Here is a 15,104-nt window from a genome sequence, read left to right as displayed (position 1 = left end):
GTCCAGCGCGTGCGCTGGCAAGGCGGAGCGAGGAGCGATGCCGGAGGCATCGCGACGAGTGACAACGCCGCCAGGGCGCGTGCTGGGCGACGCGCAGCAGGCGTCCGAATCGATCAACACACCCTAGCCCGATGGCCTATGGTGTGTCTCCTTACTCGGGCGCAGCGCATTCCATGGTGTCCGCGCCCGGTCCGGCGAGGCGGAGGTGCGAGAGCGCAGCGTGCTTGGGCGCGATGCCCCTCCGACCAAGCCGGCCGGGATGCGACGCCGCGGAGGCGCCGCCCGAGGAGCGAGAAATATCCTAGGCTCGGGCCGACGATCGACCCGGGGGACCTTGCATGGCCGACAGCGCAGTTCAGATCGCGATCCTCATCAGCGTCGCGATCGTCGGACCCGTCGCCCTCTGGTCCTGGCGACGCGACCACGCCTCCTTCGTCGGCAGGCTGGTCGTCGCGGCGGCGGTCTTCTGCCTGTCGTGGGCGGCGAGCCTCGGCGCTCTCATCCGGTTTCCCGGCGCCCCGGTGGCGCTGGTGTTCTGGCTGCCGTCGGCGACCCTGAGCATCGCGGCGATCTTCATGCTGGCCAAGGCCGGCAACCGCCCGGCCTGGCGTCCGGGCCTGCCGCTCCTCGCGGTGGTCGGCACGGAGGCCGTCGCGACGTCCGCGCTGTCGGCGACGAACAGCCACCACCACATCGTGGCCAAGGAGATGACGACCGAGGTGGCGACGTACGGCTGGGGCTTCGGCGTCCACGTCGCGCTCGACTTCGCCCTCCTGGTCGGCGTGCTGCTGGAGATGAGCCGCCGGCTGCATGACCCCGCGCGCTGGATGCGCTGGTTCGCCGTGCTGATCGTCGCGCTGGTCGTCGCCGCCGCCTCGGTGCAGGTGCTCCAGCTCCGCATCAGCGTCCTGCTCGCCTCGCTCGCCGTGGGAGGCTTCGCCCTCGCCGTGAACCTGGGACGGCTGGGCCATCGCGAGCCGGAGCTCGACCACGCGACCGAACGGACCGACACGCTCACCGGCACCCTCAGCCGTCGCGCCATGGAGGCCTTGCTCACCCGCGCCGCGAGGAAGGCCTCGGGCTCCGACTACGTCGTGGTCGTCGACGTCGACCGGTTCAAGGCCGTCAACGACCGCTACGGCCACGTCGCCGGTGACCGGGTCCTCGTCGAGGTGGCCCACCGCCTCACGAGCAGCGCCACCGACCTGCACCTCGGCCGGTTCGGCGGCGACGAGTTCGTCGGGCTGCTGCCCGACATCGACGCGCTGCGAGCCGCCGAGGTGACCGAGCAGCTGACCGACGCCGTGTCAGCGACCCCCGTGACGGTGCGCGACGGGGAGGAGGTCTCCGTCAGCGTCAGCGTCGGCGTGGCGCTCTGCCGTGGCGACGACTGGCGCACCTGGATCGAGGAGGCCGACCTCGCGATGTACCGCGCCAAGCGCGGCCGCGCGCGCGAAGGGCTCTAGGCAGGTCCTAGGAGCTCTTTCGTGCCGCCCAGTCGCGGAGCGCGTTGATCCGGGCCCGGAGCTGGTCGGCGTTCGCGACCGCCGCGGCGGGCCCGCCGCACTCCTTGCGGAGCGCGGCATGGGTGACGCCGTGGGGCTGGCCGGTCCGGTGGAACCACGCGGCCACGAGCCCGTTCAGCTCCCGCCGCAGTACGCCGAGCTGCTCGTGCGTCGCCAGGTCGACCAGGGCGTCGGCGGCTCGCACGGCCTTCTCGGCCCGGTCGCTCGTGTCGGCGCGCTGCTTCTTCGCGCGGTCGCTCTGCCGCTGCTGCAGGAGCGCCTTCATCTGGTCGGGGTCGAGCAGCCCCGGGATGCCGAGGAAGTCCATCTCCTCGTCGGAGCCGACCTGGACCTCCCCCGCATGGCCGAACTCGCCGCCGTCGAAGAGGACGCGGTCGAAGCGCGCCTCCGAGCCGAGCGCCTCCCAGGCGCCCTCGAGCTCCGCGGAGACCGCCTCGCCGGCCTGGGCCTGCGCGACCAGCGCGTCCTCGGGCGCGAACAGGTCGCCCTCGTCGCTGACCCTTCGGCCGAGCACGTGGTCGCGGGCCAGCTCGAGCTCGTTCGCGAAGCCGAGCAGACGGGGCACCGACGGCAGGAACACCGACGCCGTCTCACCGCGCGTCCGGGCCCGGACGAAGCGGCCGACGGCCTGGGCGAAGAAGAGCGGCGTCGCCGTGGTGGTCGCGTAGACGCCGACCGCCAGGCGTGGCACGTCGACGCCCTCGGAGACCATCCGGACCGCGACCATCCACCGCGTGTCGCCGGCTGCGAACGCCGCGATCTTCTTCGAGGCCGCCTTCTCGTCGGAGAGCACGACCGTGGCGGCCTCGCCCGTGATGGCCTTGAGCACCTTGGCGTAGGAGCGGGCGCTGTCCTGGTCGGTCGCGATCACCAGTCCGCCGGCGTCGGACACGTGGCGCCGCACCTCGGTGAGCCGCTTGTCGGCGGCGGCGAGCACCGCGGGGATCCACAGGCCCGCCGGGTCGAGCGCGGTGCGCAGCGCCTGGGCGGTCATGTCCTTGGTGAGCGGCTCGCCGAGCTGGGCGGCGATCTCGTCGCCGGCGCGGGTGCGCCAGGTCATCTGGCCGCTGTAGGCCATGAAGAGGACCGGTCGCACGACGTGGTCGCGCAGCGCCTCGGCGTACCCGTAGGTGTAGTCGGCGACGCTGCGCGGGACGCCGTCGTCGCCAGGGGCGTAGGTGACGAACGGGATCGGGTTCACGTCGGAGCGGAACGGCGTGCCGGTCAGCGCCAGCCGCCGGGCGGCGGGCTCGAACGCCTCGCGGACGCCCTCGCCCCACGACAGCGCGTCGCCCGCGTGGTGGATCTCGTCGAGGATGACGAGCGTCTTGGTGCGCTCGGTGCGGATCCGCATGGCCAGCGGGTTGACGGCGACGCCCGCGTAGGTCACCGCGATGCCGACGTACTCCTCGGAGGTGCGGCCCTGCCCGGCGGAGTAGGCCGGGTCGATCGGGATGCCGGCACGCTCGGCCGCGGCGGCCCACTGCACCTTGAGGTGCTCAGTCGGCGCTACGACGATGATGCGGTCGACCAGGCGGCGGCCGAGGAGCTCGGCGGCGACGGTGAGCGCGAAGGTGGTCTTCCCGGCGCCGGGCGTCGCCACCGTGAGGAAGTCGCGCGGCAACTGGTCGAAGTAGGCGCGCATGGCTGCCTGCTGCCAGGCGCGCAGTGACGTGGCGGTGCCCCAGGCCGCCCGCTCAGGCCAGGCGGGAGGAAGAGGCGCCGCGTGCTGCGGCTCGGTCAAGACTCAGTCGTCGCCGTCGTCGTCGCCGAGACCCTCGAAGATCTCCTTGCACTCCGGGCAGACCGGGAACTTGGTGCCGTCGCGGCTCGGGACCCACACCTTGCCGCAGAGCGCGATCACCGGGTAGCCCATCACCATCGCCTCGGTGAGGTCGTCCTTGGGGACGTAGTGGGAGAAGCGATCGTGGTCGCCCTCCTCGGTCGGGAGGGTCTTCTCCGACTCCTTGACCCGCTCGTCGAGCGCGGTGCCTCCGGAGCTGCGCGTGCCGAATCCGAGGATGCCCATGGAGCAAGGATAGACGAGACGCCGACGACCCCGGTCCCGGCGCGAGGGAGGAGGGAGGGTGCGGCCTGGGCCGCGGGAGGGTGCGCCGGCACCGGGGTCGTGGTCAGGGACGCGGCTCAGGCCGCGAGGACCGCCTTGATCCGGTCCAGCAGCGTGGGCTGCGTGGGCGTCCGGTCGAGGCGCGCCGTGGTGAACGGCACGTAGCTGGCACGGGCGCGCGCGGCGATCCGCGCGCCGACGGCGGCGGCCAGCTCGTCGGAGACGGAGGCGTTGCCCGCCATCACGGCCAGCAGGATGTGCTCCTTGCCGAGCGACTTGGCCATCGCGGCACGCATCGCCTCGTCGTTCGGCACCGCCACGTAGTGGTCGAGGATGGCGCGGACGCCGGGGATCTCGTCGGCCACCTGGTGCCAGGCGTCGATCACTCCCGCCTCGAGGTCCATCGGCTGCTCCATCAGCACGCGCTCGATGCGGCCCGCGAGACGCGTGTGCCACTTGAGCTGGAGCGTGCAGAGGAGGTCGAGCTCGCCGTCGAACTTCTCGTCGACGCCCTCGACATCCATCGGAAGACGGCCGTCCAGGCGACGGTCCGCCGTGTCGATGACATCGCGGAGGATCTCCCCGCGACTGTGAAAGGAAGTCCAGGTCATGGTCGTGCTCCTTCGGGTCCAACGTGTCCAGGACGTACTCACATACCGCGAGTACGTACCGACCGTACGTTCCGTACCCTTGGTATGCCAACTGCGACTCGCGTGATCCTCAGCACCCGAGATCCAGGTCACACCTAGACTCGGTCCCGTGGTGAAGTCGGTGAGCAAACTGGTCCCCAAGGTGCCGAGCCTGCCGGCGGTCCCCGGAACGAGTCGTCGACAGCAGTTCTCGGCCTCCACCCGCACGGCGCTCCTCGACGTCGCGGCGGCGCTCTTCACCGAGCAGGGCTACGCGAGCACCTCCCTGGACGCCATCGTCGCCGGAGCGGACGTCACCAAGGGAGCGCTCTATCACCACTTCACCGGCAAGCAGGCCCTCTTCGAGGCCGTGTTCGCCGCGGTCGAGGCGGCCGGGACGCGTCGGATCACCGACGCGATGAAGGGCCAGCGCGACCCGTGGACGAAGTCGACCCTCGGTCTGCGGGCCTTCCTCGAGGTGGTCCGCGACCCGGCGTACCGCCGCATCGTGATCCAGGAGGGGCCGGCCGTGCTCGGCTACGAGCGCTTCCGCGAGCACGAGGAGCGCTCCTCCTATGCGATCGTCGAGGACCTCGTGCGCGGTGTGCTCGGCAGCGCCGGCCTGACCGACGACGCCGACATGGTGGCGACCCTCGCCGAGATGTTCTTCGGCGGCCTGCAGGCGGCGGGCGACTCGGTCGCCGTCGCCGCCGACCCCGAGGCCGCTGCCGCGCGGGTCGAGGCCGTCGTCGCCCTGGTCCTCGGCGCCTTCCAGGCGCTCGCCGACGAGGGCGGCCTCGGCTCGGCGCTCACCAGCCTGGAGTCGTGATCACTTCATCGTGACGGCGGCGCCGTCGTCGGGGACCAGCTCGATCCACGTGTGGCCCGCCGGCACCTTGAGCGCGCCCGCCTCCGTCGACAGCTGCAGCGGCGCGTCGAGGGCGTCCTTGCTCCAGGTGGCGCGCATGAGCTGGCCCTGGTGGAAGACCAGGGCCTTGCCCGAGCCGGTCAGCTTCGTCTCGGGCACGGTGTTCCCGGCCGGGTCGAGATAGCCCGCGTCGCCGATCTTGACGCGCAGGACGAGGATCGTGTCGGGCGTGAACTGATCGCCCTTCTTCGCGTTGGAGTTGGTGTTGACGTAGGTGCTGCCGTCGTAGTGCCAGCGGGTCGTGTGCCCTGCGGAGAACGGCACGCCGATGTCGGTCACGGCCTGCACGCCGACGAAGTCCGCGTCGGTGCCCCAGTCGAGGTAGGGGTCGACCGCCTCCGGATCGCGCTCGGTGAGCGTCACCGTCTTGTCGAGGTGGGTGAAGAGGTTGTACGGCGCACGGCGGGTGTTGTCGCGGTAGAACCCCTTCGAGCCCTCGCCGTAGAAGGTGATCCCCGCCGCCTTGATCCGCTTGATCGTGACGGCGGCCGCGCCGGAGGTGACGACCGTGGCGCCGATGGGGCTCACGATCCCGATGTCGCTCGCGCGCATCGAGCGGACCGGGCCGACGGTGCTGGGGATGTTCTCGTAGAAGAACGCCGCGAGCCGGGTCAGGCCGCCCTCGACCAGCTCCTCGGTGACGAGGTCGGCCTTGCTCAGCCCGATCTGCGGCGAGCTCGCCTCGGTGTTGTCCATCTTGACGACGATGGCCGGGTGGTCCAGCGCGGTGGTCGTGCCGAGCGGGGCCTGCACACCGGTCAGTGGCCAGTACTCCGGCGTCGCCGCGGCGGTCGAGCTCGCTCCCGAGGCTCCGTCGCCATCTCCCCCGCCGTCACCGCCGCCACCGCACGCGGTGAGCGCCAGGGTCGCCGCAAGGAGGGTCGCTGGCAGGGGCAGGGCACGACGTCGTACGAGCACGGAGTCAGTCTGGCAACTCGACAATCCATTCGCCGACTCGACACGCGCCCCGGTAGACTGGGGAGGTTGACAAATCCATAGGGGCTGATCGGTTTCGACTTGGGACGTTAGTTCCAGGGGAAGCGGGTCGAGGAGCCAGCGTCATCTCGTAAACGATCGCTGGAAACCAATAACTGCCAACGCTAAGCGCAGTTCCTTCGCTCTCGCCGCCTGAGCGGTGATCGAAGCGTCCAACCGAGCATCCGTCTCCGGCTCGGACCTGGGCGTCATCCAGGAGACTCACCTGCCAGCTCTCGTACGCGGAGCGGCTAGGGACAGCTAGCGTGCTGGGCCTGTCGGCGACGTGTCTGTGTCGAGCGCCGGGGCCGAGGAGAACGACACCCACAGACTGCACCCGGAGAAGACCTGGATCGACGCTCGAGGACCGGGGTTCGATTCCCCGCAGCTCCACAAGGTGACCGTTACTCGAAACCCGGACCGGAAAATGTCCGCGAGAACGAACGGCCTGACCGCCCCCAGGGGGTGCCGTATCCGCGGTGTCTCCCCTGGGGCGTCGTTCGTTCGGGTCGACCCCTCCCCCGCCGTCGGTGGGCAGCGGCGGCGTCGTGGATCTCTCGAAACGGTTCGCGGATGACACTCTTCGGGACGGCCGAGGCGGTTTCCTCGTCATCGAGGTAGAAGCGCTCAAAGAAGGTCTTGTTCAGATGCTGCCGAGTACGGTCAGAGCCCCTGGCGGGGACCGCCGCCGGGTTGCTCAGCATGGTCAGACAGCCGTCCAGCCGGTCAGCACCGGCAGCCAACTCTGCGGTGGTTCCCCGGGCTGGCTTCGATCTGCGCTTGCTCGACGCGGATGGCGTTGCTGCGCTCCACGATCTTGTCGCGTGGCAGGAGTCCAGCTGCCGCCACATCAATCAGGCGTGCTTCGCGGGCTTCCATCCGCGCACGTTGCTCACGCAGCCGATCGTGCAGTTCGCGGGTCAGCTGCTGCTCGTCCGCAACGGCCGCGGCCAGCTGTCGCCGCAACGCAGCGACGAAGTCGTCCGGCAACGCCAGCGTCTCGTAGTGCCGGGCGATGGCATCCTCCACCTGCCAGGCCGGGAGATGCGGCAGATCGCACAGGCGATTGCCCGTCAGCGGTGACCCAGCCGGCGTAGTACGGGTCCTTGAGCATGGCGTGCAGCTTCGAGTCTGAGATCGGCAACTGGCCAACTGGCTTGTTTGGCGAAGTTTGGGAACTCCGGGGGACCGGCCCGCGACGAAGCTGGTTCACCCGGACGGCGAGATCACTACCCAGTGCTCCTCGGTGGGCCCGTCGTCAACATCAAAGTCTTCCGGCAGGGGCCTCGCGAAGACCTGCACCGTGTACCGACCAGCGACGGTGTTGAGCGCAAGAGGCACCCTCCCGGGATCGAAGTCCCAACCGCCGAGGACCGCACGCCCAGCCAACGTGATGACGCCCTCGGCATACGCCTCCCACCCTGCGGCCTGATTACTTTCAACGGGCAGCGACCGCAATTCCACGTCTACCTGAACGGTCGGTGATGAGGCGAGGGTCGTCGCGGCTGCGCCGTCGCTTGCCGCGATCACCATGAGAGGCTCAGCGTTGACGAACGGAAAGTCAGACGGCTGGCTGTCGACCGTCGTAAGAGAGTAGAAGCCCTCCCCCGCATCGATCACTGCGCGGCCGCTGTCCACCGGCGGCGAGGGCCACGAAGCGGCGTTGGCGATACCGATGCCGATATCGCGACCGAGAGTGTCTTCTCCTGTAGAAGCGGGGCTTATCTGAATATAGTGCGATTCCGGGGGCGGCGATTGCGGATCCAGCTCGAAGCCGCGCTCGAGGTCGCTGGCGATCTCGTCTTCTCTCGAGCGTGCACGGAACTGAATCTGATAGCGCCCCGGCGCCAATTCGAACTCCGGCCGTCGCCCTGGGCGCAGTTTCTGATCAAGAACCCGGACCGGTCCAGAGAGTTCCACCTCCACCCACGACAGATGGGTCCAGCCTGACGGTTCCATGGGCGCCGGCGTGGGGCGAAGCACGACGACAACGTCAACTTCGTCGCTGGTCCCCCACGTCCTTAACACCACGCCGTCGTCGGCCGGAGTCAGTCCGGGGCCCGGCGGCCCCGCAACCGTTGGCGCACCTTGGAAACCGGGCCCAGCGAGCGCATACCACTCGCCAACCTTGCGCAAGAGCATTGCGTCTGACCTTTAGTCCTTAATAGATGGGGACTGCTGCACGATCGGGTGACAGGTTGGGTCACGCAGCCTGACTGGCTGACGTGGTCGTGATGGTCTCGTACTCAACGGGCGTCAACCGTCCGAGTGCGTCCTGCCTACAACGGCGGTGGTAGATACGCCTGACAACCGCAGACTTAGAGATGCCGTACTTCTCCGTCAGTGACAAGCATGACATCCCGTTCATGCGGTAGTCGGCGACGAGTTGCTTGATCGACTCCGCGCCCAGCCGCTTGGCCGCGCTATGTGCGCGCCGAGTCGGGGCGCCTGCCGCGGACCGACGTCTTACACCTTTGGCCGCCTCGTCCGGGCTTCGATGTCACAGACCGGGGTCGCCCGGCGTCTTCATGTCCGACCACTCACACAGGAGGACGAGATGACTGGAACGACCCGTATCCCCGCTGCCCCGATCACCGGCGTCAAGGGCGCGTTGATCAGGCGCTTCGCGACGAGGACGCTGGGACAGGTGCCGACCTCGATCGGCGTGTACTGGCACCACCGCGCCGTGCTGATGGACATGGCGGGCATGGGGCGCAAGCTCACGAGGTGGGACGCGTGCGACGAGCAGCTCAAGTCGTTCGCCCACATGGCCGTGGCGTCCCAGGTCGGCTGCACCTGGTGCCTGGACTTCAACTACTTCGAGGCCCACAACAAGGATCTCGACATGACCAAGGCGTGCGAGATCCCGCGGTGGCGCGAGGCCGACGTGTTCACGGCGCTGGAGCGCGAGGTGCTCGCCTACGCCGAGGCGATGACCGAGACCGAGCCGACGGTGACCGACGAGATGGTCGCGTCGCTGCGATCCCAGCTCGGCGACGCCGCGCTGATCGAGCTCACGGCAGTGGTCGCGTTCGCGAACCTCACGACCCGGGCGAACGTCGCGCTCGGCATCGAGTCCGACGGGTTCGCCGCGGCGTGCGGCCTCAGGCCGATGGCCCAGCGCACCGCCGTAGGCTCGTGAGCGTGACCCGGTCGGAGGACCCGTTCGTCAGCCATCGCGGCCTGCTGTTCACCGTCGCGTACGAGATGCTCGGCTCCGCGATCGAGGCCGAGGACGTCGTCCAGGAGACCTGGATCCGCTGGCACGAGATCGGCGAGGAGGCCCGGTCCGAGGTCAGGGACGCTCGCGCGTTCCTCGTCCGCATGGTCATGCGCAAGGCGCTGGACCGGCGGAGGGCGAACGCGCGCCGGCGCGAGGAGTACGTCGGCGAGTGGCTGCCCGAGCCGCTGCTGATCGCGCCGGACGTCGCCGAGGACGTGGAGCTGGCCGACAGTGTGTCGTTCGCGATGCTCACCGTGCTGGAGACCCTCACCCCGACCGAGCGTGCGGTGTTCGTGCTGCGTGAGGTCTTCGACCTGCCCTACGACGAGATCGCCGAGACGGTGGGCAAGTCCGCGGCCGCCGTGCGCCAGATCGGGCACCGGGCACGCGAGCACGTCACCGCGCGCCGTCCCCGGAGGGAGGTGAGCCGCGACGAGCAGCAGGCGGTCGTCGAGCGCTTCCTCGCCGCCGTATCCGGAGGCGACCTCCAGAGCCTGCTGGACGTCCTCGCCGCGGACGTGGTCCTGGTGGCGGACGGCGGCGGCGTCGCCCAGGCGGTCGTCAACCCGGTCTCGGGCGCGAAGAAGGTGGCGAACCTGCTGCGCGCGTTCCCGAAGTTCGCGACCGAGGCCCGGGTCCTGCCGGTGCTGCTCAACGGGTCGCCGGGCGCCAGGATCGTCGGGCTGCCCGACGGTCACGACGCCGCCATCGCGTTCGCCGTCGAGGACGGCCGGATCAGCCGGATCTACGCCGTCCGCAACCCGGCCAAGCTCGGCCGGCTCGACGTGACCGCACCGATCAGTCGCTAGCCTGCCGCGTGAGCTGCAGCCAGCGGCGAGGACGGATGGCGGTCGTGTAGCCGCCGCCCTTGGGGCGCACCTCGAAGTGGAGGTGGCAGCCGTCCGGGGCGCCGGAGTCGCTCGCGAGGGCGATGCGCTGCCCCACGCGCACGCGCTGGCCGGGCTTGACGAAGACCTTGCGGGCATGGCCGATGACGATGTCGAGCGTTCGGCCGTCGGCGCGGACGCGGAGGCGGAAGGGATGCACCCCGTACGCCGGCCCCGGAGCGCCCGGCGCGCTCGGCGACAGCACCCGGCCGGCCAGGCCGGCGTGGATCGGCGTGCCGCAGTCCATGGCGACGTCGATGCCGTGGTGGAAGCCCTGGGTCCCGGGGCAGCGCGGGTCGTGGTCGTACCACGGCGAGGCGTTGCAGCCGAACCCGATCATGATGCGGTGCGCTCCGCGGAACCACGGCGAGCGGTAGGCATGGTGGTCGCTCGTGTAGAACTCCCAGCGCGGGTCGTCGGCGTACGCGACGGGCGCCAGCGTCGCCGGGACGGCCGGCACCAGCAGGCTAAGGCTGCCGAGCATGCTGAGGAGGGCGGCGGCGAGTCTCGTCACCCCGCCAGTCTCGCCTGTCCCGAGCCTCTCAGTCGCGGATGCCCTTGAGGTAGCGGCCGACGGCCTGCTCCTTCTCGCGGTTCGCGGTGCGCTCGGCGATGGCCTGCCGCTTGTCCCAGGACTTCTTGCCCTTCGCGACGGCGATCTCGACCTTGGCTCGGCCGTCCTTGAAGTAGAGGCTGAGCGGGACGACCGTCATGCCCTTCTCGGCGACCTCGCGCTCGATCTTGGCGATCTCGGCGCCGTGGAGCAGGAGCTTGCGCTTGCGGCGGGCGGAGTGGTTGGTCCAGGTGCCCTGGGAGTACTCCGGGATGTGGACGGCGTGCAGCCACGCCTCGCCGCCGTCGATGTCCACGAAGCCGTCGACGAGGGAGGCCCTCCCCTGCCGCAGCGACTTCACCTCGGTGCCGGTCAGGACCAGGCCTGCCTCGAAGGTGTCCTCGATGAGGTAGTCGTGGCGCGCCTTCTTGTTCTGGGCGATCAGCTTCTGCCCCTGCTCGCGTGCCATGCCGTCATTCTCTCAGACGGCCGTACGCCGGAGGAAACCCCTACAGCACGGTCTGCGGGTCGATCGCCGTGCCGTCCCTCAGGATCGTGAAGTGCAGGTGGCAGGCGGTCGACCAGCCCGTCGTGCCCGCCAGCGCGACCGTGTCGCCGCGGGCGACGACCGCGCCCTCGCGGACGACGTACGTGCTGATGTGGTTGTAGATGGCGGTGTACTTGTGGCCGTTGACGCTGCCGAGGTCGAGGAAGAGCCGGTTGCCCCACACGCTGGAGAAGTACTCGCTGATCACCCGCCCGGTGTCGACCGCGACCTCGGGGGTGCCGCAGGGCGCGTGGAAGTCGTCGCCGTCGTGCAGGCCCCAGTAGCCGTAGATCGGGTGCTTGCGCCAGCCGTAGGGCGAGGTGACGTAGGAGTTCGCCACCGGCATCTGGAAGAGCCCGTCGACGCTGTCGACGGTGCGGTCCTCGCCCTTGCCCGACGCCGCGAGGATCTGGCGGGTGATCCTCGCGTCCTCGGCCTTGCGGGCCTTGAGGACCTTGGCGTCGTGGGCCTTCTGCCGGGCGGCCACCGCGCGGGCCGAGGCGGCCTCCTTCGTGGCGGACGCGGCCGCCTGCTGCGCCGAGGAGGCGTCCGCGACGCGGGCGGCGACCTCCTGCTGGCTCGCCTGCGCCTGCTGCTCCAGGTCGCGGACCACCTCGAGCTGGTCGGCGGCGGCCTGCCGCTGGGCGGCCACCTCGACCTCGGCCGCCTTGGTCTGGTGCCGGCGCACGGTGAGGAGGACCTCGGAGGCCTGGAGGTCGTCGTACGTCGCCTCCTGGTTCGAGACGATGGTGGACTGCAGCTCCTGCTGGCGCTCGATGTCCTCCGGTGACTTCGCGTCGAGCAGGCCGGACAGGGCGAGCAGTCCCGCGTCGACGCCCTGCGCGTTGCTGATCATCGTGGCGCTGACCTTCTCCCGCTGCGCGGCGACCGCCGCCCGGCCGCTGACCAGATCGGTCTTGGCCTGGGCGAGCTTGGCCTGGGCGGTGTCGAGCGCGGCCTGCATGCGGGCGTCCTCGGCACGGGCACCGGTCAGCGCGGTCTCGGCCTTGTCGAGGGTGGCCTGCGCGACGCCGAGCTTCTCCTGCGCCGCGGCCAGGGCCGTGGTCGCCGCGGCGAGCGTCTTCTCCGCCGCCTGGACCTTGGCCGTCGCGGCGGCGAGGGCGTTGCTCGAGTCGTCGAGGTCGGCCTCGGCGGTCTGGATCTGGCCGCGGACCTTCTGCCGCTTCTTCTTGAGCTTGTCCTTGTTGCTCTCGGCGAAGGCCGAGGGGACCAGCGCGTGGTCGATCACGGGGACTGCCAGAGCGCCGACGGTGATCGCGGCCACGGAGGCCACCACCACGCGACGGCAGCCGGCGCGGGGGAAGGAGCGCACGGTGATGCCTACATTCGTCCGGGGAAGAGAACGAGTCGACGGTAAGTCGGCGGTGCCGCGCCGGCCCGGCCGACACGCCGCAGCGAGCGGATCGCGGCGCGGAGCGAGCTCTCTCAGACCTTGAGGTACTTCCGGGTCAGCAGGAGCGTGGGGAGCAGGGTGAGCAGCGGCCCCAGCACCGCGACGACGAGGAACCCCACCCAGAACTCGTGCCAGCCGACCCAGAGGATGAAGTCGAGCTTGGGAGCCAGCGTCCGGCGTACGGCGAACTGCATGAAGGCCGCCATGGCGCCGCCGGTGAGCAGGACGCCGATCGCCGCGGTGACGATCGCCTCGAGGAGGAACGGCAGCGCGATGTAGAGGGTCGAGGCGCCCACGAGCCGCATGATCGCGATCTCGCGACGGCGGGCGAAGGCGGCCAGCCGGATCGTGTTGGCGACCAGCAGGAGCGCGGCGACGACGAGGAAGGCGGCGATGGCGAGGGCGGCGTACTTCATCGCGTCGATGGTGTTGAGGATCGGGCCGACGACGCCGCGGAGGTCCTGCACGTGGGAGACGCCGTCGAGGCCGACGACGGCTTCCTTGACGAGGTCGGCCTGGTGCGGGTCCTTGAGCGTGATCCAGTAGGACTCGGCCATCATGTCGACCGTCGCGACCGCGTTGGGCCCCTCGAACCGGTCGGCGCCGTAGAGCTCCTTGATCTTGGCGAACGCCGTCTCGCGCGACTCGAGGTAGTAGGACGAGACGTTGCGGTTGTCCTCGATCACCTTGGCGATCGCGGCCTTCTGGGCGTCGGTCGCGGGCGTCGAGCAGGCCGGGTTGTCGTCCTTGTCGCGGCAGAGGTAGACGGTGATCTGCAGGGCGTTGCCCCACTGGTGGGACGCCTTGGTCGCCTGCTGGTTGAGCACCGCCCCGAAGCCGACGAGGGTGAGCGAGACGAAGAGGGTGAGGATCACCGCGATGTGCATGGACAGGTTGCGGCGCAGGCCCTGGCCGAGCTCGGTGAAGACGTAGCGAAGCTGCATGACTCTCTTTCCAGACTTCCGGTCGCGGCTCAGACGCCGTAGCTGCCCTGGGCCTGGTCGCGCACGACGCGACCGTCCCCGAGCTCGATGACGCGCTTGCGCATCTGGTCGACGATGCCGGCGTCGTGGGTGGCCATGACGACGGTGGTGCCGGTGCGGTTGATCCGGTCCAGCAGCTTCATGATGCCGACGCTGGTCGAGGGGTCGAGGTTCCCGGTCGGCTCGTCGGCGATGAGGATCATCGGCCGGTTGACGAAGGCCCGCGCGACCGCGACGCGCTGCTGCTCTCCGCCGGAGAGCTCGTCCGGCATCCGCTCCCCCTTGCCGTCGAGGCCGACGAGCTCGAGGGTCTCGGGCACGCGCGTCTTGATCTCGGTCCGGCTGTGGCCGGTCACCTGCATGGCGAAGGCGACGTTCTCGCTGACGGTCTTGTTCTGCAGCAGGCGGAAGTCCTGGAAGACCGTGCCGATCTGGCGGCGCAGGCGGGGCACCTTCCACCCGGCGAGCCGGTTGATCTCCTTGCCCGCGACGTAGACCCGTCCGCTCGTGGGCCGGGTCTCGCGGAGGATGAGCCGCAGCGCGGTGGACTTGCCCGAACCCGACTGGCCGACGAGGAAGACGAACTCGCCCTTCTCGACGTCGACGGAGACCGACTCCAGCGCGGGATGCCCGGTGCCGGGGTAGGTCTTGGTGACCTTCTCGAAGCGAATCACCCGATCGAGGATAGGTCAGGGCTGCCCGGATGGCCGGATCGGCCACACCCCGAGAGAGTGTCGATCGACTCGCCCTAGGGTGGCCGGGTGAGGTGGAGGTGGGGCGGCTGGCGCGTGCTGGCCTGCGCCGTGGCCATGTCGGTCACCGCGATCGCCGTCGGCGTGTACGCCGGCGCGCCGGCCGACACCCCCGTACCGGCTCTCTCCGCGCGGCTGGCCTCGGTCGACACCACCACGGCGTCGGTGTCCCGGGCGCCGTTCTGCTCGCGGATCGCGCGGCGCGACGTCCGGCGTGCGCTCGGCGGCGCGGCGGAGTCGACCGAGACGTGGAGCAACGGCGACGCGGTGACGCTGGGCAGCCGCAGCGACGTGGCCCACGAGTACGGCTGCCGCTGGACGGGCTCCGGGCAGCGGGTGAGCGCGTGGGTCTTCGCGTCCCCGGTGACCGTCGACCGCGCGGCGACCTACGTGATCGCGGCGTCGGGCACCGACGGCTGCGCGTCGATCGCCGGCGCCGCCGCGTTCGGGAGCCCCTCGGTGGCGCTGACCTGCCCGGAGGAGACCGCCGGCGACGGCACGACCGAGACGAGCTATCGCGGGCTGTTCGGCGACGCGTGGCTGGTGTGCACCGCGACGGATGCGGCGATCGCGGACCGCTGGTGTGCCGCCGTACTCGGGGCCGCGTCGGGTTCGTAGG

General features: G+C 70.3%; 16 protein-coding genes and 1 other RNA gene. 6 read left to right on the top strand and 11 right to left on the bottom strand.

Going from position 1 to position 15,104, the window contains the following annotated elements:
• The first annotated feature begins 338 nt into the window (after positions 1-338).
• Positions 339-1,466 carry a diguanylate cyclase gene (locus tag QM572_RS14500; protein WP_415094312.1) on the top strand — a complete coding sequence of 376 codons (1,128 nt, stop codon included), beginning with the start codon at positions 339-341 and terminating at the stop codon, positions 1,464-1,466.
• A gap of 7 nt (positions 1,467-1,473) precedes the next feature.
• On the opposite strand, the gene QM572_RS14495 is transcribed toward QM572_RS14500, so the two are convergent.
• The 3 genes from QM572_RS14495 to QM572_RS14485 form a co-directional block, all read right to left on the bottom strand.
• On the bottom strand, positions 1,474-3,171 hold the full coding sequence (locus QM572_RS14495) for a DEAD/DEAH box helicase (RefSeq protein WP_415094318.1): 1,698 nt from the start codon (positions 3,169-3,171) through the stop codon (positions 1,474-1,476).
• A 102-nt stretch (positions 3,172-3,273) separates the two neighbouring features.
• Positions 3,274-3,555, bottom strand: coding sequence for a DUF3039 domain-containing protein (locus QM572_RS14490; RefSeq protein WP_415094310.1), 282 nt, complete (start codon positions 3,553-3,555; stop codon positions 3,274-3,276).
• A gap of 116 nt (positions 3,556-3,671) precedes the next feature.
• The gene (locus tag QM572_RS14485; RefSeq protein WP_415094308.1) at positions 3,672-4,205 is read right to left on the bottom strand and encodes a hypothetical protein; all 534 of its coding nucleotides are present in this window, start codon (positions 4,203-4,205) and stop codon (positions 3,672-3,674) included.
• Positions 4,206-4,353: 148 nt separating this feature from the next.
• Between QM572_RS14485 and QM572_RS14480 the strand changes: the two genes are divergently transcribed.
• Positions 4,354-5,052, top strand: coding sequence for a TetR/AcrR family transcriptional regulator (locus QM572_RS14480; protein ID WP_415094306.1), 699 nt, complete (start codon positions 4,354-4,356; stop codon positions 5,050-5,052).
• On the opposite strand, the gene QM572_RS14475 is transcribed toward QM572_RS14480, so the two are convergent.
• On the bottom strand, positions 5,053-6,069 hold the full coding sequence (locus QM572_RS14475) for a DUF3048 domain-containing protein (protein WP_415094304.1): 1,017 nt from the start codon (positions 6,067-6,069) through the stop codon (positions 5,053-5,055). It lies immediately after the preceding gene.
• 80 nt (positions 6,070-6,149) lie between these two features.
• Between QM572_RS14475 and ssrA the strand changes: the two genes are divergently transcribed.
• Positions 6,150-6,522: a transfer-messenger RNA gene (gene ssrA, locus QM572_RS14470) on the top strand.
• A 330-nt stretch (positions 6,523-6,852) separates the two neighbouring features.
• On the opposite strand, the gene QM572_RS14465 is transcribed toward ssrA, so the two are convergent.
• Together QM572_RS14465 and QM572_RS14460 are read right to left on the bottom strand one after the other, a co-directional pair.
• Complete coding sequence (locus QM572_RS14465) at positions 6,853-7,155, bottom strand: hypothetical protein (protein ID WP_415094302.1); 303 nt, start codon at positions 7,153-7,155, stop codon at positions 6,853-6,855.
• A gap of 180 nt (positions 7,156-7,335) precedes the next feature.
• Positions 7,336-8,109, bottom strand: a complete 774-nt coding sequence (locus QM572_RS14460) for a hypothetical protein (protein ID WP_415094300.1) — start codon at positions 8,107-8,109, stop codon at positions 7,336-7,338.
• 574 nt (positions 8,110-8,683) lie between these two features.
• On the opposite strand from QM572_RS14460, the gene QM572_RS14455 reads away from it, so the two are divergent.
• Together QM572_RS14455 and QM572_RS14450 are read left to right on the top strand one after the other, a co-directional pair.
• Complete coding sequence (locus QM572_RS14455) at positions 8,684-9,268, top strand: carboxymuconolactone decarboxylase family protein (RefSeq protein ID WP_415094298.1); 585 nt, start codon at positions 8,684-8,686, stop codon at positions 9,266-9,268.
• Complete coding sequence (locus QM572_RS14450; protein WP_415094296.1) at positions 9,265-10,158, top strand: RNA polymerase sigma-70 factor; 894 nt, start codon at positions 9,265-9,267, stop codon at positions 10,156-10,158. Before QM572_RS14455 ends, QM572_RS14450 begins: the two co-directional genes overlap by 4 nt.
• Here QM572_RS14450 and QM572_RS14445 read toward each other — a convergent pair.
• The 5 genes from QM572_RS14445 to ftsE form a co-directional block, all read right to left on the bottom strand.
• Positions 10,148-10,750, bottom strand: coding sequence for a M23 family metallopeptidase (locus QM572_RS14445; RefSeq protein WP_415094294.1), 603 nt, complete (start codon positions 10,748-10,750; stop codon positions 10,148-10,150). The genes QM572_RS14450 and QM572_RS14445 overlap by 11 nt on opposite strands.
• A 28-nt stretch (positions 10,751-10,778) precedes the next feature.
• On the bottom strand, positions 10,779-11,258 hold the full coding sequence (gene smpB, locus QM572_RS14440) for an SsrA-binding protein SmpB (protein WP_415094292.1): 480 nt from the start codon (positions 11,256-11,258) through the stop codon (positions 10,779-10,781).
• 40 nt (positions 11,259-11,298) lie between these two features.
• Entirely contained in the window at positions 11,299-12,669 is a 1,371-nt protein-coding gene (locus QM572_RS14435) for a peptidoglycan DD-metalloendopeptidase family protein (RefSeq protein WP_415094290.1), read from the bottom strand.
• A gap of 113 nt (positions 12,670-12,782) precedes the next feature.
• Positions 12,783-13,694 (bottom strand): permease-like cell division protein FtsX, encoded by a 912-nt coding sequence (gene ftsX / locus QM572_RS14430; protein WP_415094288.1) that lies wholly within the window; start codon positions 13,692-13,694, stop codon positions 12,783-12,785.
• Between the two features lie 29 nt (positions 13,695-13,723).
• On the bottom strand, positions 13,724-14,407 hold the full coding sequence (ftsE, locus tag QM572_RS14425) for a cell division ATP-binding protein FtsE (RefSeq protein ID WP_415094286.1): 684 nt from the start codon (positions 14,405-14,407) through the stop codon (positions 13,724-13,726).
• Positions 14,408-14,494: 87 nt separating this feature from the next.
• On the opposite strand from ftsE, the gene QM572_RS14420 reads away from it, so the two are divergent.
• Positions 14,495-15,103 (top strand): hypothetical protein, encoded by a 609-nt coding sequence (locus tag QM572_RS14420; RefSeq protein ID WP_415094284.1) that lies wholly within the window; start codon positions 14,495-14,497, stop codon positions 15,101-15,103.
• The last annotated feature ends 1 nt before the right edge of the window (position 15,104 follow it).

It is taken from the genome of Nocardioides sp. (assembly GCF_047607365.1).
Lineage (GTDB): Bacteria > Actinomycetota > Actinomycetes > Propionibacteriales > Nocardioidaceae > Nocardioides.
Note: the sequence above shows the minus strand (reverse complement) of the source record. Positions and strands in the feature narration are given on the sequence as shown.

What these genes read in the sequence shown, in the direction of transcription:
- QM572_RS14500 (WP_415094312.1), top strand. Translation starts at nt 339, where the DNA reads ATGGCCGACAGCGCAGTTCAGATCGCGATCCTCATCAGCGTCGCGATC.
- QM572_RS14495 (WP_415094318.1), bottom strand. Translation starts at nt 3,171, where the DNA reads ATGCGCGCCTACTTCGACCAGTTGCCGCGCGACTTCCTCACGGTGGCG.
- QM572_RS14490 (WP_415094310.1), bottom strand. Translation starts at nt 3,555, where the DNA reads ATGGGCATCCTCGGATTCGGCACGCGCAGCTCCGGAGGCACCGCGCTC.
- QM572_RS14485 (WP_415094308.1), bottom strand. Translation starts at nt 4,205, where the DNA reads ATGACCTGGACTTCCTTTCACAGTCGCGGGGAGATCCTCCGCGATGTC.
- QM572_RS14455 (WP_415094298.1), top strand. Translation starts at nt 8,684, where the DNA reads ATGACTGGAACGACCCGTATCCCCGCTGCCCCGATCACCGGCGTCAAG.
- smpB (WP_415094292.1), bottom strand. Translation starts at nt 11,258, where the DNA reads ATGGCACGCGAGCAGGGGCAGAAGCTGATCGCCCAGAACAAGAAGGCG.
- ftsX (WP_415094288.1), bottom strand. Translation starts at nt 13,694, where the DNA reads ATGCAGCTTCGCTACGTCTTCACCGAGCTCGGCCAGGGCCTGCGCCGC.